At 48.3% G+C, this 22,269-nt stretch carries 14 protein-coding genes; 9 read left to right on the plus strand and 5 right to left on the minus strand.

The features are described 5' to 3' along the window. Positions 1 to 522: 522 nt before the first annotated feature. From hisS to KS4_RS15820, 6 genes are all read left to right on the plus strand, one after another. Positions 523 to 1,818, plus strand: a complete 1,296-nt coding sequence (hisS, locus tag KS4_RS15795) for a histidine--tRNA ligase (RefSeq protein ID WP_200761357.1) — start codon at positions 523 to 525, stop codon at positions 1,816 to 1,818. 160 nt (positions 1,819 to 1,978) lie between these two features. Beyond that, positions 1,979 to 2,395, plus strand: a complete 417-nt coding sequence (locus tag KS4_RS15800; RefSeq protein WP_145080383.1) for a hypothetical protein — start codon at positions 1,979 to 1,981, stop codon at positions 2,393 to 2,395. 401 nt (positions 2,396 to 2,796) lie between these two features. After that, on the plus strand, positions 2,797 to 3,528 hold the full coding sequence (locus KS4_RS15805) for an SDR family oxidoreductase (RefSeq protein WP_145080386.1): 732 nt from the start codon (positions 2,797 to 2,799) through the stop codon (positions 3,526 to 3,528). 650 nt (positions 3,529 to 4,178) lie between these two features. After that, positions 4,179 to 4,478, plus strand: coding sequence for a hypothetical protein (locus KS4_RS15810; RefSeq protein WP_145080389.1), 300 nt, complete (start codon positions 4,179 to 4,181; stop codon positions 4,476 to 4,478). 115 nt (positions 4,479 to 4,593) lie between these two features. Continuing rightward, positions 4,594 to 5,133 carry an HYExAFE family protein gene (locus KS4_RS15815; protein WP_145080392.1) on the plus strand — a complete coding sequence of 180 codons (540 nt, stop codon included), beginning with the start codon at positions 4,594 to 4,596 and terminating at the stop codon, positions 5,131 to 5,133. A 206-nt stretch (positions 5,134 to 5,339) separates the two neighbouring features. Then, positions 5,340 to 5,537 carry a hypothetical protein gene (locus KS4_RS15820; RefSeq protein WP_145080395.1) on the plus strand — a complete coding sequence of 66 codons (198 nt, stop codon included), beginning with the start codon at positions 5,340 to 5,342 and terminating at the stop codon, positions 5,535 to 5,537. A gap of 1,053 nt (positions 5,538 to 6,590) precedes the next feature. Here KS4_RS15820 and KS4_RS15825 read toward each other — a convergent pair. After that, complete coding sequence (locus tag KS4_RS15825) at positions 6,591 to 11,015, minus strand: autotransporter outer membrane beta-barrel domain-containing protein (RefSeq protein ID WP_145080398.1); 4,425 nt, start codon at positions 11,013 to 11,015, stop codon at positions 6,591 to 6,593. A gap of 651 nt (positions 11,016 to 11,666) precedes the next feature. On the opposite strand from KS4_RS15825, the gene ileS reads away from it, so the two are divergent. Together ileS and KS4_RS15835 are read left to right on the plus strand one after the other, a co-directional pair. After that, positions 11,667 to 14,510: an isoleucine--tRNA ligase gene (gene ileS / locus KS4_RS15830; RefSeq protein ID WP_145080401.1), complete on the plus strand. Its 2,844-nt coding sequence runs from the start codon at positions 11,667 to 11,669 to the stop codon at positions 14,508 to 14,510. A 235-nt stretch (positions 14,511 to 14,745) separates the two neighbouring features. After that, positions 14,746 to 15,177 carry a hypothetical protein gene (locus tag KS4_RS15835; protein WP_145080404.1) on the plus strand — a complete coding sequence of 144 codons (432 nt, stop codon included), beginning with the start codon at positions 14,746 to 14,748 and terminating at the stop codon, positions 15,175 to 15,177. On the opposite strand, the gene KS4_RS15840 is transcribed toward KS4_RS15835, so the two are convergent. Together KS4_RS15840 and KS4_RS15845 are read right to left on the minus strand one after the other, a co-directional pair. Then, positions 15,158 to 17,353: a SpoIIE family protein phosphatase gene (locus tag KS4_RS15840; RefSeq protein ID WP_145080407.1), complete on the minus strand. Its 2,196-nt coding sequence runs from the start codon at positions 17,351 to 17,353 to the stop codon at positions 15,158 to 15,160. The two genes, KS4_RS15835 and KS4_RS15840, sit on opposite strands and share 20 nt — an antisense overlap. Before the next feature lie 230 nt (positions 17,354 to 17,583). Beyond that, the gene (locus KS4_RS15845; RefSeq protein WP_145080410.1) at positions 17,584 to 18,804 is read right to left on the minus strand and encodes a 6-phosphofructokinase; all 1,221 of its coding nucleotides are present in this window, start codon (positions 18,802 to 18,804) and stop codon (positions 17,584 to 17,586) included. Positions 18,805 to 19,358: 554 nt separating this feature from the next. On the opposite strand from KS4_RS15845, the gene KS4_RS15850 reads away from it, so the two are divergent. Next, on the plus strand, positions 19,359 to 20,069 hold the full coding sequence (locus KS4_RS15850; protein WP_145080413.1) for a PEP-CTERM sorting domain-containing protein: 711 nt from the start codon (positions 19,359 to 19,361) through the stop codon (positions 20,067 to 20,069). A 231-nt stretch (positions 20,070 to 20,300) separates the two neighbouring features. Here KS4_RS15850 and KS4_RS15855 read toward each other — a convergent pair whose 3' ends face one another. Beyond that, a complete protein-coding gene (locus tag KS4_RS15855) occupies positions 20,301 to 20,597 on the minus strand; it encodes a helix-turn-helix domain-containing protein (RefSeq protein ID WP_145080416.1) in 297 nt (98 codons plus the stop codon). Between the two features lie 430 nt (positions 20,598 to 21,027). Continuing rightward, positions 21,028 to 22,260: a rhomboid family intramembrane serine protease gene (locus tag KS4_RS15860; RefSeq protein WP_145080418.1), complete on the minus strand. Its 1,233-nt coding sequence runs from the start codon at positions 22,258 to 22,260 to the stop codon at positions 21,028 to 21,030. Between the last annotated feature and the right edge of the window lie 9 nt (positions 22,261 to 22,269).

Consider the following 22,269-nt stretch of genomic DNA (forward strand, 5'->3'; position numbering starts at 1 on the left):
AATTCATCCCCAGCGCGCACAAACGCGCATGAAACACCGGTCTTATAGTCATCAACACCATTGCCCACAATGACTTACAACCACGATTCTCAAATCTGAGAAAACGGGCTAGTTCCATCGGTTTTGAAGCAGAAACAGAAAGAAATCATCCAAAAATCGCGCGTTTTAGCCAGAAACAGCCAAAAACCGATCGCGAGTTTGCGCACAAAAACAATCTATTAAACATAACGCGCGCACAAAGCCGCATTTTTGCTCCGGTCTTACAGCAAAACCCCGCTGTTTCATCATCAACCAACACCACACGTCCACCCAACAATCCATCTGCGATCGTCTCCAGATCACATCAACAACCCGTTAACATGGACAAAACACCACCCATATGGGTTCGCCTCCAATCCCCATTCCCTGCTATTATGTCGATCTTAAGACCGCATCCCTCTTTTCCCTCCGCCCCTCTGTCGCTCAATGCTATGTCAGCGTTCACGAACGAAACCCCCTGAACCCAAGACCCAACGAAAAGCCATGAAGATCGAAAAACCCAAAGGCACACGTGATTTTTACCCCGAGGATATGGCCTGGCAGAACTATATAACTGATGCCTGGCGAAGAGTTTCCATCCGGCACGGCTTCGAAGAGGTCGACGGCCCGATCTTCGAAAAACTCGATCTCTATAAAGTAAAATCCGGCGACGGCATCGTCTCTGAACTCTTCAGTTTTCGTCGCGAGAATGGGTCGACCGACTTCGCGCTTCGCCCTGAATTCACACCGACCCTCGCCCGTATGGTTGCCGACCGAGCCAATTCATTACCCAAGCCTATTAAATGGTTTACGATCCCGAACCTTTGCCGCGCCGAGCGTCCGCAACGCGGCCGCCTTCGCGAATTTCTCCAATGGAACGTCGACCTGCTCGGCCTCGAATCCGAACTCGCCGATGCCGAAACCATCCTTGTTGCCATCGACTTCCTCAGCGAGCTGGGTGTCACACCAGAACACGTCCGGGTCAAAATCTCACACCGCGATGTGGTCAAAAATATTCTCATAACCCTAGGTGTACCAGAGGATAAGATTCTTGACGCATTCAACCTTCTCGACCGCCGCGACAAGATGGAATCTGAGGATTTCGAAAAAGCAGCCATGGCATTGGGACTCGATGAACACCGTGTTCAGCGTTTCCAAGAAGCCTGCCGATCACGATATCGCACCGGGTCACTGGGTTCACTCTGCAAAGCGATCGGAATGCCTGAAACGGATGTGAAAGAACTTCAAGAGTTGGATGACAAACTGCATGACCTCGGAATTGCGGAGTGGTGCGAGTATGACCTCGGCATCGTGCGCGGCCTAGCTTATTACACAGGCGTGGTTTATGAAATCCACGAATCATCGGGTGCAGAGCGTGCGCTGGCTGGAGGCGGCCGATATGACAATTTGATCAACCTGTTCGGCGGGCCCAAAACACCGGCGGTCGGGTTTGGCATGGGTGATGTTGTCCTCTCTAACCTATTACGCGACAAAGGTTTAATTCCCGATCATATCGGCCATCGCCCTGATATTTATGTGCTTGCTGTGAGTGATCTGGGAGCGAAAAAGGTATTACCTTTGGTTGCAGATTTGAGAGCCAAGGGTTTACATGCGAGGTTCTCATATAAGACGACTAAGAATATGGGCCGATTGTTAAAAGAGGCGGTCGGTGCGAGTTCACGGTATGCGTTGATATTGGATGATGCACCGGAGAGCGGCCAGCTGAAGAATCTTGATACGCAGGAGCAGGTCGAAGTGAGACTCGATGAGGTGGCGAAAACGCTCCATGATGCTGTCTAATCATGCGTTAGTATAGCGATTTTATATTGCTATATCTGTTGATACGAAACTGTAAAAAAGCTGCGATTTATTCGTGGCTTTTTTTGTTTATATGACAGGATGAAACGAATAAAATGTAGATCATAAGGATCATGAGAATAGAATATGAGGTGCGTGTTTGATGAACAGATGGCCGATTGGGATATTGACTAATCAAGTGTTAGCCGCGCTGAATTTGTTTTTTTGGGGTGGGTTCGTCGTGTGGCTATGGGGCATGATGGGCGGGGACATATTCGGGGACATGATGGGGTATGTTTTGGTGGCATGGTTTGGGATGCCGTTTGTGGTGATGGCGGGTGGGTTTTTGATGATACCAACGTCGGGGGCTGCGCTTGGTGTGTTGGTGGCTGGGGATGTATTCGTCGTGGGCCTGGGCTATGCGGTGGTTAGTGAGATGACTGTCGGGACGGGGAATGGGATTGCGGTAATGCTATTGCCGGTGCTCCAGGCTGTGGTTGCGGCAGGAATGGTCATGGGCGCGTGGTTGTGCGAAGCAGTGGTTCGGTATCGACGGAGTGGTGCGAATTATGTCAATTGATGGGTGGGTGCAGTAACGATTTAAAATGCAGGCAATTCGTTTATAGGCAGCAGGATACCCCACAACTAGCAGTCGTGGGCTTGTAAATTACACCTGCATGTGCGCGCCTGCCCAGTGGCGGACTTGTAAGTTAAATCTGTATGTGCGCGTCTATTAAGTAGCGGGTTTGTAAGTTTAACCTGTATGTGCGCGTCTGTTCAGTGGCAGGTTTGTAAGTCTAATCCGTACGAACAGGGAGGGGGGGGGGGAGAGGATGGGGTGTTGACGGAAAAATCAACAGTAATACAAGCAGATTGAAGGCGCGGCTCTGGATATCAGGAAAGATGAATCTATAGTTTGGTCAACGAGAGTTTGGTCAACAAGTTTGAAATTGCATATCACCTGAGAAAAGGAGTTTTACAATGTCTGAGAATCATAAACCACTGGTCGTCATTACGGGTGCGTCATCGGGGATCGGTGCGGCAACAGCAAAACTGTTTTCGGAGAACGGGCATCCGCTGCTTTTATTGGCGCGGCGAGTTGATCGGTTAGATGCGTTGGGTTTGCCAAACGTGATCTGTGCGCAGGTCGATGTGACAGATCGCGATGCAGTAAAGGAAGCGGTAAAAGATGCGGAGGAGCAGTTTGGACCAGTGGATTGTATGGTCAATAATGCGGGCGTGATGTTGTTAGGATTCTTGGCGGATCAATCGCCTGATGAGTGGGACAAGATGTTGAGTGTGAATGTGATGGGTGTGCTCAACGGGGTCAATGCGGTGCTTAAGCCAATGGTTCAGCGGCAAGGCGGAACGATTATCAATGTGTCGTCAGTGGCTGGTCGGAAAACGTTTCCCAATCATGTGGTGTACTGCGGAACCAAGTTTGCGGTTCACGCGATCACGGAAAACCTGCGAGAAGAAATTGCAGCTAGTAACGTTCGCTTGACCACTATTGCACCAGGTGCTGTTGAAACTGAATTACTCTCACACACCACGGACGAAAATATTAAATCAGGTTACGAGGATTGGAAAACAGCGATGGATGGCATCATCTCAGCTGAAGATGTCGCACGGTCGGTGTACTTCGCCTACAGCCAACCACAATCCGTCTGCATCCGCGAAATCGTCCTAGCCAAAACAACTCAACAACCCTAACCCATCCCCCCCCTGTTCGTACGGATCAAACTTACAAACCTGCCCTTGAGAAGGCGCGCATCTCCCCCCTGTTCGTACGGATCGAACTTACAAACCCGCCCTTGAGAAGGCGCGCATCTCCCCCCTGTTCGTACGGATCAAACTTACAAACCCGCCCTTGAGAAAGCGCGCATCTCCCCCCTGTTCGTACGGATCGAACTTACAAACCCGCCCTTGAGAAAGCGCGCATCTCCCCCCTGTTCGTACGGATCGAACTTACAAACCCGCCCTTGAGAAAGCGCGCATCTCCCCCCTGTTCGTACGGATCAAACTTACAAACCCGCCCTTGAGAAAGCGCGCATCTCCCCCACTGTTCGTATGAATCAAAGTCTCACAACCGGATCTTGAGATGTAAACAATTAGCTGCGAATTGCAAGACACCCCACGACCGGCGGTCGTGGGCTTGTGATTGTTTAGGTGTATGCGGTATGTATGAGATTAGGATTATAAAGCACAGCACGGATGTAAACGACTTCTAGTTCGAAAATCGAATATATCCAGGCTGAATTCCGGAATACACATTATTTCATTTAAAACAGGCTGCAAGTACTTGCGGCCTATTGTAAATTCAACGCCAGAATGGTCTATAATTGAATCGGAAGGATTTTATGATGGGTCAGAAAAACCACAAGCATATCGCTATTTTGAAACGTGAAATTGAAACACGTGTTAAAGATAATGAGCAATATTCGATGAGAGCATTTGCGCAGTGGTTGGGTTTGGACCCGGCGTATCTATCACGGGTACTGAACGTAAAGCAAGAGATCTCGACCACTGCGGCGAAGCAGGTAGTGAGGCGATTAGATCTAAGTGAGAAAGAGCGGGTACATTTTCTGGAATCGGTTGCTGATGAAAAACGGTGCTCTTCGTTAAAGGACATGGATCCGGAGTTGACGGATTGTGATAAGTAATTTTTGTTTCAGATTATACAATGGGGTTTTATAATCGTTTCAGAAAGTTTCGGATAGGCAATTGGATGTGTGGATATGTTGCGGCTACACATAATTTGGATAAAGGGTAAAGAAGATGCAACGCCGCTTTCATTATGAGTTAGCTTTTGAGCATTACCTAAGAGAAAACGGGATTCCGCATATTTCAGTGGATGAAGCGAAACGATCTCTGATCGGGAATAAGGGTGCGGGGAAGGTTAACATTAAGAGTTTTGATTTTGTAGTTTATGCAGAAGGCGGGGCTAACTTATTAATAGATGTAAAAGGGCGAAAGCATGCGGCGAATACGGGACGGGCATTACAGAATTGGGTGACAGAGGATGATGTGAAGGGGTTAACGAAATGGCAGCATATTTTCGGAGATAACTTCGTGCCGGTGTTTGTGTTTTTATATTGGTGCGATGTGCAGCCGCCGGATGCTTTATTTATGGAGATCTTTGAGTTTAAGGATCGGTGGTATGCGATGACGGCGGTGAAGCTGGAAGAGTATATGAGCTATATGAGGCCGCGATCTGCGGCATGGGGAACGGTGAGCATACCGACGAGTTCGTTTGACCGGATACAGAGGCCGCTACAGGATTTACTGACTGGGCTCAGTGAAACCAAATCTATCTAATGATTGGTTAGTTGTTTAGGGTTGATATTTAGGGGTGGCCATTAGTTTGATTGTTTTATGTGTTTAAAATGGGTGTTCACCTCCCATAAGTGGATTATTGTGTGGGATATTAAGGGGAAAAGAAGCGGTGAGCCGAATGTGGTAATACATGGCTGCAAAGAATGAACGGTGGCGGCCGCGAGATAACTACAGAAGGAACGAACACCATGAAGAATCTAATGACATTGCTGTGTGCATTGTTGCTCTGCGGCTCATTCACGATGGTTGTTGGCTGTGCTGGCGATCAGGACGTTGATGAGAAGGACAAAGTCGAACAGAAAGACGACGACAAGAAGATGGACAAAGATAAAGACAAGAAGATGGATGATGATAAGAAGATGGAGAAGAAAAGCCGTCGGTATTAATGATCGATGGTGGGAGAAATGGCGGGGTGATGCGATTGCTGCTGTGCAACGTAGTGGCGGTTGTATCTGAGAAAGCTAACAATAAGTAGTTGCGTGCAATGCGCGGCTTAGAATATCCCTCCAGGTGGTTCGTGATGGATATGACAACAACGATATCAATAAAGATCAGAGACTGCTCAGCTGTGTGAAAACACGGTTGAGGGTCTTTTTTCTTTGAGTGATAGCGATTTGTTGCAGGTGAAAGATATCTATTACGGATGAATAGACCGTGATGGTCAGGACAAATGATGACGCTTACAAGTCACATGCTCCCGTGATGTAAGGGTCATGGTATGCACATGGTTGCGTGCTGCTTTCCCGCAAGTTTTCGGCGGCAATCATGTTGCATACACCAAGCGTTTTCGCTCGGCAAGGATGCTGTAGAAGGTATCGTTATTGAGTGATTGTGAGTGGGGAAATGGGGCGGAAGGGAGGCTGGATGGGTGAGAAAGAGAAGCCGGAAAGAGGCTAGGTGAGGATGAGAGGAGCATGTTTAATACCCCAAGATGGGGCGACGATATCGCTGTGGTTACAGGTTTATATCAACTTGTGACGACGGCGATTCGTTGTAATGTGGACGTGGTGGGTCATGTCTCTTGAGGATAAGGATGATGAATCATGCGCGTCGGAAAAATTGAATTTGATACAGAACGGGGCATGTCGTTGTGTTTGTTTGTGCTGTTACGCAGCGTGGTACTACTGTTAACTTTTCTATTGTTATTGATGATGTTTGGCGTACTGGGAGGCTGCGTGGGGAATGTGTCGGACAAGATTGGGACTGGGGACAAGGTGAATATCATGGCGTGTACGTGCTGCAAATGTGATCCGTGTATGTGTCCTGAGAAGACGACGAAATCGATTGCCCCTTCAACGGGACGTGTTGAAACAAAAGTAGTGTGTCCTTGCTGCACATGTGATGTTTGTGATTGTGCAACAAAATCTTGAAATCAGGTATTGATAAAAGAAAAGCGGCCACATGTATGCGGCCGCTTTTTGTTGGTTGGAAAATTTCATTTAGAAGAGAATGTTGAGGCCGAGAGTAATGTTTTGCGTCTTGAGGCTGCTGCGGTGCTCGTATGCGTAATCGAATGAAGCTTTCATACGATCGTTGATCTGGTAGTCGAAGCCGGTGCCGAATTCGATGGCATTTTTATCGGATTCGATGCCGGTGGTGCTGAAGGGTGTGGAGCCAACGGACTGGAAGGTTGAGGTGACAGTTGGAGCATCGTTAGCGAAATCGTATTTGTAATTAATCTGAGCATTGAGCTTGAGATTATCTGAAGCTTGATAGATGCTCTTCAGGCCAACGGTGGCTGTGACGATATCGTTGTCGAATGAATCGACGTTGAGATTCAGAGCGCCGGCTTTGGACTCTTCATATTTTTCTTGTGTGAAATATGTGTAGGCGATTTGAGCATTGGGGATGAAGGCGAGACGTTTGTCGTTAGAGACGATGTCGTAAGAAACACCGAGGTAGTTGGTGAAAGTGTGTGAGTTCACATCGTCGGCTTCGGCGGTTCGGCCGAGTGCGGTTTCACGTTTGTAATCGGCGAGGCCGAGGGTGTAGATGGAACCGCCTTCGAATTTGAAGTTTTCATCGGTCCAGGCGAAGTAGGCACCTAACGTGAAAGCGTCGAGATCGGTTGAGCCACGAGATTGGTTGGAATCGATGTCGGCATGAGCGAAGCCGAAGGCTGCGCCGAGGAGGACGTTGCCTGTCATGCGGTCGAGGCCGACGAGTGTGCCAGCAGCTTTGGATTCGTAGCCGGGGATACTGCCATCATCGTCTTGCTCTGTGAATGAGCCGAAGGCTGAGGTCCAGAACTCGTAGCCATCTTCATCACGCATGGTTGGGCCGGAGAAGAGGAGTGGGTAAGCGTCTGAATCAGCAGCGGCGATAGCCTGGCCGGCATTGAGTGTTTGTGTGCGTACGGTGAGTGAGCGAGCGATAGATGATGTGGTTTCGGTAGCAGCGTTGGCGGTTGAGAGTGACTGTTGTGGAGTGATTTTATTGAGCTGCTCTGCGAGTTCCTCTTCTGAAAGGTCTTGGAATTTGTCGAGGACGTCGGCTGCGTCGCCGGTGAGGTCGGCGTCGAAAGCATCCTGGAGTGATTGCGCGGCTTTGAATGCTGGAGTGTTTGCGTATTCCTGAAGGTCAGCGAAGGTTGATGCGGTGAGGATGATTTGGTTGCCGGTGGAGGAGAGTTCGGCTTCGTAATCGATAAGAGCAGTGTCTTTGATGAGGTTGAGGCCGGTGACGTCGGATTCAAAAGTGATTGTGTTTACTGAATCGACGAGTGTGAATTGGGCTTCGCCTTGGAGTGGGCCGTTGAGCTGGGTGCTGATATTTGCACCGTCGTTGAAAGAGGCGTTTGTGGTTTCGATTGTTGAGGTTGTTTTTGATGCGGCATCGAGTGTGTAGTGGAGTCCGCCGTTGGCTGCGACGTTTAGGTTTGTGGTTTTGATGTTTCTGTTGAAGCCGAGGGTGCCGTGGTTGACGTTGATGGTATCGAAGACGTTGCGTTGATCGGTATTGTCGTAATCGTTGGCGAAGTTGAGTTGCCATGTTTCTGTTTGGGTTGATGTGGTATCAGAGTTTTGGTTGATATTGAGTGTTTCGATGCCGTAGAGGTTGTGGTTGTAGGTACCAGTGCCGCGGAGGGTGAGAACATCGGCGGTGGTTTGGTCGCTGAGACGGATGTCGCCGATGATGTTTGCGCCGGTGGATAGGGTGATTGAGTCGTCGCGATTCGATGGCGACCAAGTTCCGCCCGCATAGGATTCGCTTGAAATCGCTGCGGCAACGCCGCTTGGGTCAGTTGCGATAGCGGAGATTATGCCGGTGATGTTGCCGATGGTGATGGGGCCGTTGTGTGCTTCGATGCCATAGACTTCGCTGGCGCCTTGAGCGTAGATGCTGCCAGCGATGGTGTTGATGGTGATGCCGCCGGAGCCTTGCGTGGTGATACCGTAGACGTTGCGGCCTGAACCGGTAACGTTAATGTTGCTGGTTGATGTGATGTTGCCAATCCGAATGCTCTGAGCGCCGAAGCCTTCGGCTTGAATGCCCATGGCAGAGCTGTAGCCGAAACTGTTATGGCCTGTGCTGAAGACGGTGATGTCGCCGGCGAGGTTGCCGGTGATGTCGAGATCGCCGCTACTGGCGACAATGCCGCGGACGAAAGTGCCGGATCCGCCGACGTGGATATGGCTCTCCTCAGCAATCGAATTAATCAGGACATTATCAGTTGCGTACAGACCGCTGACAAAAGATTGGTCAGATGTGTTTTTGCCGCCCGTGGCGGTGATGCGGCCGCCGAAAGTGCTGGTGATCTCGAGGTCTGAGCCGGCGTAGATGCCAGCGACATTGCTGCCGGTTGCGGCGATATTGATGTGGCTGTCGGCAGATACGAAATTGATTGAGACGTTGTCGGCTGCGCGGATACCGTAGGCGTAGGAAGCGCCAGCGTTTTGACCGGCATTGATGGTGACGTCGCCGACGAATGTGTTTGAAGACGTAAAATCGCCATTAGCGGTATAGAAGCCGGCAACGTTGGAGCCTGTAGCGTTGATTTCGATGTTGCTGGTGTCGTCGAAGTCGCCGATCGTGATGTCGTTATCCGCGTAGAGGCCGTATGCATTGGATACGTTCGCGTTATTACCGGCATCGATGGTGATATTACCACTCAAATAGTCGATGTCGATGCTGTTTGAGATGGAGCGTATGCCGTAGGCTTGGTCATTTGTTGTGGTGACATTGATCTGGCCGCCGGAAGTGACAGTGCCGATATCGACGAGTTGGCCGGCATGGATGCCTGTGACGTCTGAGGTGCCGGTGGCAGATATATCGCCAGAGAGTGCGCCGATGGATACACCTGAACCGGCGTTGATGCCGTAGAGGCTTGTTGATCCATTGACGGTGATATCACCTGCGAGTTGGTTGGTGATGTTGACGTTGCCGGCTTGGCTGCGGAGTCCCATACCGAGAGCGCTGTTGCCGGTGATTGTGATTGATGCGGTGTCAGTGAAGGCATTGATATTGATGTCGTTGATAGCGGTCATTGCGTATTGGCGGAAACTTGAAGCGGTGCTGTTGAGCGTGATGTCGCCGGCGAAGTCGCCGAGGATGTCGATTGTGTTGCCCTGGATACCATTGACATCCGAACCTGCGCCGGTTGCGGTGATTTGGCTGGTTTCGGCGATGGATCCGATGGTGACGCTGCCACTTGAATATAGTCCTGTAGCACCATCAGTGGTAGATACGACGGTGATATCACCGGCGAGTTGGTTGGTAATGGTGAGGCCGTTTGCGGAACCGGCGGAAATACCATTGATCACATTTCCGGCGCCGGTGACGGAGATGAGGCTGGTGTCAGCGATTGAGTCTAAGGTGACACCTTGCTGGCCGAATATGCCGAAGATTTGGTTACCGTTTGATTGCACGTCAATGTCGCCGGCGAGGGGGCCGGAGATGGTGACGTTGCCGGCACTTGCATGGATACCGGAGACGCCGTCGCCAGTACCTGTCACATTGATTTCACCGGTTTCTGCGATTGATCCGATGGAGATGTTGCCTGCAGCGGAAGTGATTGCAGATGCGTTGGATTCATCTGTGGAGCTTTTGCCGGCGTGCACTTCGATGTTGCCGCTAAGAGCGCCTTTGATATCAACGGCGCCATTGGCATAGATGCCGTGCACATTGGATGTATTTACGATACGCGATTGATAGTCGGAATCTGATTCGCCGGAACGTTTTGTGTTGATCAGGAAATCACCTGCCATGTCGCCGTCGCCACCTGTGCCTGTGGTGCCGATGGTGATTGTGCCGCCGGTATGGATGCCGTAGATGTGCTGGCCGGTGCCTGCTGCGGAGATGATGCCGGTTTCAGCGATACGCGTGCTGGTTATGGCACCAGATCCGGCTTTGATCGCGTAGACATTGGAATCGCCACCGGGGTCGACTTGTCCTGTGACGCTGAGCGTGCCTGCGACGGTTCCCAAGTCGAGGTTCCCGCTATCGATAGAGATGCCGCGTGTGCCGTAGTCTAGTGAGTAGACTTGGTAGTTTGAGTTAGCAGCGAGATCGATGGTTAGATTGGCAGTGCCAGTTGCTGAGATTGAATGAAGTTGACCACTTGTATTGAAGGTTTGAACTTTCCCTTCGATACTGATGTTCATGTCATCGCCAGATGTCATCCAGTACGTGCCGGCCGCGAGGTTGATGTTATGCGGGCTGACTAAGTCGGGGTCAACAACGCTGGTCGGGACATTAACTGTGACAGCACCGGTGAAGGATTGGAAGTCTGGGTCAGGACCGCCGATCTGATATTCCCAATTGCTACCACTCGTGTTAACTAAGCCAGCGTTAAGTGAAGATGGAATCGCCATGGAACAGAATGCGGCGAGGAGAATCGCGGTGGAATAGGATGAAGATTTCATGATTGACCCATTTCAATAAGAGCGCATAAAAATAGCGCAACTGCTTCGAGCTGAACGCAGAAAGGACACAGAACAAGTTTGATTGGTAGGAAAAACAGTACCAGATCGTGTGTGGGTATTATCGGTTGTAATCTGGGTCATTGGCAACTACAGCCGGCTGATTGTTGAAAACGAATTATCTTTACTTGTTTAGTAACAATTATGGTGCGATTTAGACTGAATATGGATTTATTATCGGAATGAGGGGGATCCGGGGTATTTTTCAAGCAATGTATTATCGGTCTGAATGTGGGAGGCGGGGATTGATTTGAGACTTAATAGTCACACCAAGCCGAGGATCAGAAAGGCCATCGTGAGGCTGCGATTGAGGGGGAAACGGTTATTTTGCCGAGAAGTGGGGAGGCGGTATACTAAATAGCTTAAAGATGAAACCGCAAATATTGATTATCGCTGAAATTATTATCATTAGCACTGCATGAGTGGCAGGGCCGGCGATCGTTACAACGAACAGTCAACCCTGCCTACAAGCGGGGTTTTTTATTGTTTTGGGGAGAACGGGAGGCGGGGCCGTCGATGGCGGCGGGGGATATGATTTTGAAGCATACGAGGGCCTGAGATGGCCCGTAAAGGAAGATATAGGAAGCACTTAAGATGAGTGACCAGGCAGAAAAGCGTAATTACAAGAAGACATTGAACTTGCCGAAGACGGCGTTTTCGATGAAGGCGAATCTGGTGCAGAACGAACCGGCATCACAGAAGCGATGGGACAAGCTTAATGTGTACGGGCTGTTGCGTGAGAAAGGGAAAGAGGGCGGATATGCGAAGGGCGGATTTGTGTTCCATGACGGGCCTCCGTATGCGAATGGGAATATTCACATGGGGCACATGCTGAATAAGGTGCTGAAGGATTTAGTGGTGAGAAGTCGTGGGATGATGGGATATGACACACCGTATACACCGGGCTGGGATTGCCATGGGTTGCCGATTGAGCACAAGGTGATGCAGGATTTGGGCGAGAAGGCGAAAGAGATGGAGCCGATCCAGATCAGGCGGAAGTGTAAGACGTATGCTGAGAAGTTTGTGAAGCTGCAGAAAGGGCAGATGCAGCGGCTATTGACGATGGCGGATTATGATGATCCGTATTTGACGATGTTGCCGCGATATGAGCGAGGGGTGCTAAACGTATTCGCGGGGTTAGTGGAAAAGGGGTTGGTTTACAGAGCGCTTAAGCCGGTGCACTGGTCGGTTGAGAATCAGACGGCGTTGGCGGATGCGGAGCTTGAGTATTACGACCGTGAAGACACGTCGGTTTATGTGAATTTTGAGATCGAAGGGAAAGAGAACGAGTACCTGATGATCTGGACGACCACGCCGTGGACGCTGCCTGCGAATATGGGCGTGGCTGTACATGAGCGTTATGAGTATGGGAAATTTAAGCTGCCAAATAGTGGTACGGCTATTGTGGCATTAGAACTGGCGAAGAAAGTACTGGCGGCGGGCGGTGTTGAAGATGCTGAGCCGATTGAGACGTTCAAAGGTTCGGAGCTGGTTGGGCTGAAGTACAAGCAGCCTTTGACTGGAAAGGTTTGCCCGGTTGTCCATGCAGAATACGTGACACTGGAAGATGGTACGGGGATGGTTCACACGGCACCGGGCCATGGTGTTGAGGACTATCAAACGGGTTTGCGTGAAGGAATCGAGATCTATTGCCCGGTTAGACCTGACGGCACGTATGACGAGACGGCGCCGGAGTGGTTAGTGGGCATGCACATCTGGGAAGCGAACGATAAGGTTGTCGAATTTTTGCGTGAAGCGGGAAGCTTGTTCCATGATCATAAGTTCATGCATAGCTATCCGCATGACTGGCGAGGGAAATCGCCGGTGATTTTCAGGGCAACGGAACAGTGGTTTGTCGGCGTAGATAAGGCGTATGATGGTTGTGGGGAAGGCTTGCGTCATGCGGCTGAGGTCGTCACCAGTGACGGCGGGGATGTACGATTCTTGCCTGAGTGGGGTCGCAATCGTATGCGTGGGATGCTTGAGTCGCGGCCAGACTGGTGTATTAGTCGCCAGCGTTCATGGGGTTTGCCGATCCCAGCGTTTTATAATGAAGCGGGCGAGCCGCTGATGACGACGGCGAGTGCGAAAGCTGTGGCGGAATGCTTCGGTAAGCATGGGTCAGATTCGTGGTTTGTTGCTGAATCTAATCAGATATTAGAAAGCTATGATGTTGCCAACGATGCGGAAGCTCCGGAATGGGCGAAAGCTGAGGGGGCGTTAGCCGGTCTACGCAAGGGCAAGGATACGTTTGATGTTTGGTTTGAGTCAGGTTCAAGCTGGAATGCGGTTGTGCGTGAAGGCTGGGAAGCAAAGCAATCCAAGCATGCTGATGAGAACGTGAAAGAAACCACGGATCTTTATCTTGAAGGTTCTGACCAGCATCGTGGTTGGTTCCAGCATTCGCTGCTGCCGAGCGTGGCAATTCATGGCGTGAGCCCGTTTAAGACGGTGCTAACGCATGGATTTATGGTCGACAAAAACGGCCACAAGATGAGTAAATCATTGGGTAATACACTTGATGTACAGGATTTGATGAAAGAGTATGGCGCGGATGTTTGCCGATGGTGGATCTGTTCACTAAATACGGATAACGATATTAAGGTTGATCAATCGTATTTTAAAGTGGCGGGTGAAGAGTATCGTAAGGTACGTAACACGATCCGTTTCTTGCTGTCGAACTTGAGTGACTTTGATCCAAAAACTGATGCTCATAAATTTAGTCATGATGATGCACGGAGTATTGATGCGTGGGCGATGAAGGCTTACGTTGATATGGCAAAAGGAGTTGTTGATAAATATGAGAATTATCAGTACCGATCACTAAGCCGCGATCTGTTCAACTTCTGCAATGATACGATGTCGAGCGTTTATCTTGTTGCGGTAAAAGATCGTTTATATTGCGATAAGACGAACAGTGCGAGACGCCGCAGAAGTCAATCGGCTATCTATCGGATTGTTAGTGGCTTGATACGCTTATTGGCGCCGATCATGCCACACACTGCTGATGAAGCGTGGCGAGCATTACTGAAGGTTGACCAGAAAAGTAACGAATGCGTGCACGTCAAAGAGTTCCCGACGATGAAAGGCTGCAGCCTGATTGCAGAACTTGCAAGCAATGAGTGGACGGGTGTTATGGATACTCGAGATGAGATGCTCAAAACCATTGAGGACTACCGCCAAGAAGTAGGGATCGATAACCCATTAGATCTTGGCTTGGTATGGAATAAGATCAAGGATGTGGATCTCAATGCATTTGATGCTGTAGATCTTGCAGATCTGATTGGTGTGAGCCGTTTTGCTACTGGCGAAGCGATTGCTGTCCAAGATCTGCGTGAGGAATCAAGATGCGAGCGTAGTTGGAAACGTGATGGCACCGTGAAGGAACGCGGCGATGGCGGCATGCTTAGCGACCGTGATGCTGAAGCAATATGCTGATATAACTAGATATGTGATTACTAAAAGCCTTGCTCGAAGCAGGGCTTTTTTATTAGCCCAAACGTCATAACCCGCATAACTCTAAGTCAATAAGTGAAGATATGTTAGTTATTCTGAATATCAAAAGGAGATTGCGGACATCCATACAGGTCGCGGTATGAGTAAATGCAAATCGGGACGATAAAAACGATGTGTGTTGAATTAAACTGCTTGTGTTTGGATGAGGATTAATGACATGAATCTAAGAATTGCTGAGATACGTTTACCAGAGGTAGATGATGCAGTTTTATTTCTTGGAGGATGCGGATGTGAGATTGATCGTGGCTATGTGCAGCATACATTGAGCCTGATCGCTCGAGATGAGATGGGTGAGATTAGAGGTGTGGCAATGTGTGCCGGCATTGAAGGGAAACCTCACACGAAGTTACTTGTTGGTTGCTCTGAAGGCATTGATGAGGACGCAATACAGGAAATTACAAATAAAGCCATTATGAAATTGCATGCAGTAAAAATGAGTAAGTTTAAAATCCTTCTTTACGGGTCGATTAAAGGGCAAACATTTTGGCCGCGAAACAATTGGCTCATACATCTAGATGAAACTGATCAGGTTTCGATTGATGACTATGACGTGAATGACAAGGCTGACTCTAGAAGTTTGGTTGCGTAGATGCGTGCGATTGGGTTGTGTTATTTAGATCATATTTGATGATGATCAATGTGATATCATCTTCTTGCAAAGAGGTATTGCGGAAGTTTGCAATATCGTTAAGTATGACATCTGCGATACTTGATGCTGAACGATGAGAATTCTTCCGAATTATTTGCTGCAAGCGTTCTTTGCCATAAAAATCACGATTTTCATTTCTTGTTTCCCATATTCCATCTGTGCCGAAAAACAGAATCTTACCCGGTGTAATCGAGGTTGATTTTGCGCCGCTATAGGGCCAATCGTGCAATACTCCCAACGGGATGTCTGTTCCAGAAAGTTCGGTGAAGACGCGCCTATCCATATCATAGACTAAGGCTGGGTCGTGACCAGCCGAAATATAGTTCAGATTCAATTGTGAATTTTGCTGGCCAGATTGAGTTATGTTCATATAGAACAATGTCATGAATTTACCTGCAAAACGTGACTCACATAAATGGGCGTTAAGACTTTTGAATATTGTCTTGAGGTCATCTGGCGATATAACATGAACTCTTAGCAAAGCCCGCGTTGTGGCCATAAGAAGAGCAGCGGCGATGCCGTGCCCAACCACGTCGCCGATTGCGACGCCCAGTGTAGGATGAGGCGCATTCTCAAATGTAATGAAGTCATAGTAATCACCGCCTGTTTCATCGCAATAGAGGGAGCATCCAGCAATATCTAAATCATGGAAAACAGGGGGTTTTTCAGGTAATAATGCTTGTTGAACTTGCATTGCAAGATCGATCGATTCGGAAAGCCGAAGATGATCTTGCAGCTTGGGAACCATGGCGTTGAATGTATTGGCGAGCTGCCCGATTTCATCTGAACGACGTGGAAGATGAACTTGGGTATCAAGGTCGCCGGAGGCAATACGTTCTGCGGCGCGTGCCATTCGAAGAATCGGTTCGGTAACTGTACGTGAACGCGACCATGCGAGCACGATCACAAGGATGATCACACCGATCAGAACAACCGTTGAAATGCGGATGAGTTGCCATGTTTTCTCTTCAGCAATACTGCGAATGACAGAGGCTCGCTCGTCAATTTCATTAAAAGGCACCATCACAAGAAGGCATGCTCTAGGACCAATAGAAGCGTAACCCCATACAGCCTGCTTCTCGTTTTGCATTACATTCATAATACCTGAGTTTTGATCAAGCATATCTTCGATCAGTTTGTTTCTAACATTCGTAGATTCAATCACCAACGGGTGGATGTTAAGTTGCAATTTCCAATCAAGTTGTTCGTTTTGGAGCTCGGTATCTGCAATAATCACGGGTGTTGGTATGTCACCAGCAGCTGGGTTATAGGGTTCAAGCGTGTTTGTATTGGCTAATGCGATGAGTAGTAATCGAGAGTTAGACCATTGTGATGGCAGACGGCCGGAGGAAAGAATTTCAGTAAGTTTAAGATCTATTCCAGACACACCGATAATTTCATCGTTTGCATTGCGGATAGGCAGCGTGGCTGTCATCGTAACTTGGCCGGTGAGCGAGTCGACGATTAAGGGGAACCAACGCACTTCATCTTTAATGGTACCCTCACGTGAGACGGAAGATTTAGAAGAACCAAGGATTGCTTCGTTAATTGTTTCTTGAAACCATGACCGTTTGCGAGCGTCATAGCCTTCAGGGATATATGAGTTGCCGGGAAAATTAAGATGAACGCCGGATTTCAGAGAAATGTATTGCCAAAGGATGATATCGCCTTCGGTTGTGTGTAGTTTTTTGAGTACATCATCAAAATCATCGAGTCGGCTGATCTCCTCATCTACATCAATGGCGGACACGCCGGGAGGAAGATAGATACTGTGTTGTTCGAAATTGAGGGATGGTTCACTTGTGCTGTGAGGTGTCAGCAAAGGCGGGTAATGTTCTAAGCTTGGAGCGTTATTAGATTCAGAGTATTTGAGCGGTAATGGCGCGTTTAAACGGCGTTGCGCTTCCTCGGTTTGAATGTAGAGCAGAAGAGAGACGAGACTGATTTCGCGTTCCATGATACGGGCATACGAATCGACGAGTTGCCGAAGTTCATTTTGAGCGTCTTGAACGAGATTATTGTGCGTGCGTATGGATAATTCTTCACCAAGCTCGCGCAGGAAAATGTGATCTGCAATGCTGAGAAATATCAGCGGAGGCAGCGCGATAAACATCATGAGTAGTAGTAATCGTTCTCGGAACTTCACGTACCAACTACCTAACCAACCAATGCGGGTATTAACGTCCACATAAGTGTATGCTTGTAAGCACGACTAAGTACCAGATCGGGTTATTTTGAATGAGGAATAATGCTTGATGGTGTGTGATTAGGGAAGATGAGGATAGAAAACAAACAACCCCGATCGGATGACCGGGGTTGTTTTTGGATTTATTGTGCGTGTTCGACTTATTTGTCGAATGTGAAGGTTGCGATCTCTGGAAGTTCGCCAACGATTGGGGCGAGGTACTTCTTGAAAGAGTCACAGATGTTGCAGCCATCAACGACATACTTGGTGTCGAGATGTTGAGTTTTCGCGGCTACATCAGAGAGTTCAATGCGATTGAATTCAACTTTGTATGGATCGTCGGAGACACGTTGGATGGCGATTGAACCATCGAGGTCGCCGGAAAGTGCGAGTTCAGCAGCACGACGGCCAGCTTGACGTGCTTCGGCTTGATCGACTTCGGAAACACAACCAACGAATGAACGCTGAAGGTAGCCGAAGGTATCCGCGCGGACACGGAGTTTTTCGCCTGTACGTGCACCGAGCTTGTCTTTGATGAGATCGGAGAGAAGATCGCCGAGAGCACCAGAGCCAGAAAGCTGAACGTTGCCGTGTGCATCTGTTTCGACGTTCTCCTGAAGCTTCGCAGCGATTGCTGTGCCATCCTTATCGGAAATACCTTCGGAAACGGCGATCAGGCAGCGACCGAACTTTTTGTAGACTTTTTCGACGTCGTCAATGAACTTACTTTCGTCGAATGGGGCTTCTGGGACATAGACCAGATGTGGCCCATCGTCGGTATTTTCGCGGCGGCCGAGAATGGAAGCAGCGGTGAGGAAGCCTGCGTGGCGACCCATGATGATGTTAATTTTGATGCCTGGGAGTGAGCGGTTGTCGAGGTTATCACCCATGAAGGCTTGTGCAACGAACTTGGCTGCTGAGCCAAAGCCTGGGGTGTGGTCGTTGAGGACGAGGTCATTGTCGACGGTTTTAGGGACGTGGAAGCAACGAAGCTCGTAACCTTCTTCTTTGGCGAGCTCGTTCACGATACGGCAAGTATCGGAAGAGTCATTGCCGCCAGCATAGAAGAAGTAACGGACGTTGTTCTTTTCGAATGCTTCAAAGATGCGTTTGCAGTATGCGGCATCTGGTTTATCGCGTGATGAGCCGAGTGCGGAAGATGGGCTATTGGCGATCTTGTTGAGGAAATCTTCGGTGCAATCTTGGAGCTCGATGAAATCGCCCTTGACGATGCCAGCGACAGCGTGATGAGCGCCGTAGATTTTTTCAACGCCGGGGTGACCTTTGAGGCCTTCGATTACGCCGACGAGAGATTGGTTGATGACCGCGGTTGGGCCGCCGGACTGACCGATGACCGCATTACCTTTCAGTAACTCACTCATAGGAGGGACTCCGAGTTTAAGTTTGGGGTTTTGATGTCAGGTACTCATGACAGAAGCAATGGTTGGACTGCAAAGGCATGGCAACCTGTTCTGGCTGTGGCCAGTTCCGGCAAGCCGAGGGCAACATCCGGTGGCTTGGTGATCCGGAGGTCAAAAAATTGACGCAAGTATTGTAGTGGTTTGAAGCTAATCCGACAAAATTGACCTGTGATTTGGTCAGAATATGGCCACTACCTAACGAAACATGATATGAGGTGTAAGTAACTATCTTAAATGATTTTACATAAAAACAACCCAACAACAAACACACGCGAACAATGGGGATTCAGCCAAGAATTGACCTTAAATTAGCCCGCGCGTTTAAGGATGGTGCAAAAAGGTGAAAGCATGGATCGTGATACAAAACCTTCATAAAAATATTCGCCTCACTGTGACGATTGTCTATTGTCTTGAACCCACGACCAATGATAGGGTAATCACTTAGCTTATATGAACCTTTATTGAAGCATTTCGCAATCATTTCAAATTCATCATATTTCATATTGAAAGGGTTCATGATGAAGAGTTTTGGATTTTTAAGGTATTCACTCATCACCGTATTCGCATTTGGGCTCGTATTCTCGTGTTCGAATGTCTATGCAGGCATCATGCTGGAATTTGACTACATCAGTCAAGGAAAGGACGCGGAAGAACAGGCTGTTGAGGGAGGGAAAGCATGGGGAGACGCACATTTCTATTTACTCGGAGGTGGTCCAAATCTGGAGCAATTGGCATTGACGCATAGCGTACGAGTGAGTGCGTGGCGAAGCGATCAATCCGGCAATGCTTCGAAGCATCTAGGAAGTATCGTGACAGATCTGCAGGATACGGCTGATAATTTCTTTTCAAATTCAGTTAGCCGAATCAATGTCATTGGCGATTCGTCGACATGGTCGCTGTATGCAAATGTAGATTTCCATGATGATGCTCAAGCACTTCAATCGATTGATGAATTTGCTGAAGGTCTATTTGAACGCGTTACAGGGCAGAAAGGTAAAGGAATCCTTGGCTGGGCGTTAACCAATGCGATCAAGGGCGTTTTAAAGTTAGCTGGTGTCGATCTGTTTAGTACATTGGACTGGGATGCATACCTGCCTGAAAACAATGTATATGAGGAATATGCTCTGGCATCGACAGGCAACTTAAATCTCACTTCAGTTCCAGAACCTGCGAGCTTTGCGTTATTAGGATTAGGCGGGTTAATGATGCTACGCAGACGCCATTAAATTTTCTAAATTATGTTGCGGCAGCTTACAGATCTGCAAATCCTACTGAATCTGAATACACAACCAATAAGGATATTGATATGTTTCAAATTTAGTCTAGCTGCCTAAATTAACATTGCTGCAACGCACCCTGATCATAGGGTGCGTTTTTATCAAACCGATGGAAGTACGTCTAAAAAAAGCAGCACCGTCTAAATCGGTGCTGCTTTATAGTCAAAATAATGTCTAAATCTAGAGCTTTGCGAGAATTCCTGAAAGACGCTTCATCTCTTTGAGGAGCTTCTTACCTTGAGCTGTAATTTCCCATTTGAAAACGGGTTCTTTTTTCGTCTTTTTCGCACGGATCAGACCACGATCGGCAAGACGACGAGTCACGATGTACTGATAGTTATAGGCGACTTCGATCTTAACGTGCTTCTGGTAGTACTGTGCAATCTCGGAAGAGGTCAATGGCTGGTATTTTTCAATGACAGCCAATATCAGAGCCTGATGAAAAGTGATTCCGTGTGAGTGTTTGTCGCTAGGCATTTCTTATTCTCCAGAGTAAGCCCCGTCAAATGGATTTGTCCGAAAATGGGTTCTAATACTTCAATCCGGGGGCAGCTATCTGCTGCATTGGCTATTGTACTGAGCTAAACAAAACTTTCTACTCCATCTAACGATTAGATGTTGAAATTTATAGCACTATAGATGTTCCCATGGCAAGAAATATCAGCAAGGTAGTCTGTGGTTTAGGCTCATTCTAGAAGTGAAAAGGGATTTTAATCAATCAAACACATCAATTGAATAGACACTATAGAGATTGCCCTAACATATGCATTGAATATGCGCCCATTTCCGTACTGGATCTTGATGCGCAAGCTAAGTATAGAATTGGAAAGATAGGCAGCAGCTTCCATAACATGCGAAGTAGCTATCAAGCTTATCGATCAAAGGGCATATCAATTGGATGTGAATATTATGAAATTTCTTTGAGAACGTTTTCAGCCAGTTCTTTTTCAGCACCATCCAGCGATTCCATCGCTTCATTCAGTAGCATCTTTGCCCGATTGTGATGTGAAAGATAGCGTCCGTAAATCAAGCCAAGAATAAGTCTTACATGATTCTTTTGCGGGTATGCTGCATAAGTTTTAAGAAATATTTCGTATGCTTGTGCTGCAGAGTCGTACCGCGCATCGGCCATGAGCTGGTTGGCGACGTCTAATTGATGCTGCATTGAGAGGACTTGATCAGGAGATGTTGCCAAGAGCTGCTCATAAAGTTTGGCTGCATGAGCCATGTTCTGTTGCGCGACTGCAGCTGTGATTTGTGCCCGTAGATCCACTAACTGCTGCTCTTCCGGTGAAAACGTGTGCGGCACATCGGATTCGGCTGAAATAGTTGAGATATTAGACTGCCAAGGTGATCCTTCAACCGCCACCATGCGTTTAAATTGCGAGCGTCTACGCCGTCGCTCGATGAGCGCGAGCAGATCGTAAGGTTCTCGCGGGAAAAGTCGTATGAGCAATAATGCCATGCACAAGCCAAATCCAAAAATGTAGCCTGAGATATGTGCAATATAAGCAACGTTACCGCTACCAAAGAAGTTAAACAGGATATCTTGAGCCACACGAAAGAGTATGAGTACGATGCCAGTGACTTCGAAATAATCAACGACAAATATAACCCAGTAAAAAATCGTAATATTAGACAGTGGGAAAAGTGCGAGGTAAGCACCTGTTACACCCGCAATAGCTCCTGAAGCACCAAGACAAGGGGAATCTTTAAACGCGGCATGCCCTAATGCGGCAACAATGCCTGCGGCTAAATAGAAGAAGAGATATCCTAAATGGCCTAAACGATCTTCAACGTTGTTCCCAAATACATATAGGAAGATTAGGTTGCCGAATAGGTGCCAAACACCTGCATGCAAAAACTGGTAGGAAAAGAACTGGTAGAAATGTAGATCCCCTGGACGCAGATAGTAATCGGTGACAGGGAAATATTGCGAAATAAGCTGTTGAATCGTGAGACCTTGCTGGCTCGCTGCGGCTGCGAATCTAGCGTAATTTTCTGGACTTAGGGCAGCTTGTGCCCCAAGAATCTGCTGATAGGTAACTAAATATATCACGATATTTAACGTGATAAGTGCATAGTTAATCCATGGCTTGCGTTTGAGCGGGCGGTCCGTTTTGACGGGAAAAAACAGCATACGATGCGA

The sequence above is a fragment of the Poriferisphaera corsica genome (assembly GCF_007747445.1).
Lineage (GTDB): Bacteria > Planctomycetota > Phycisphaerae > Phycisphaerales > Phycisphaeraceae > Poriferisphaera > Poriferisphaera corsica.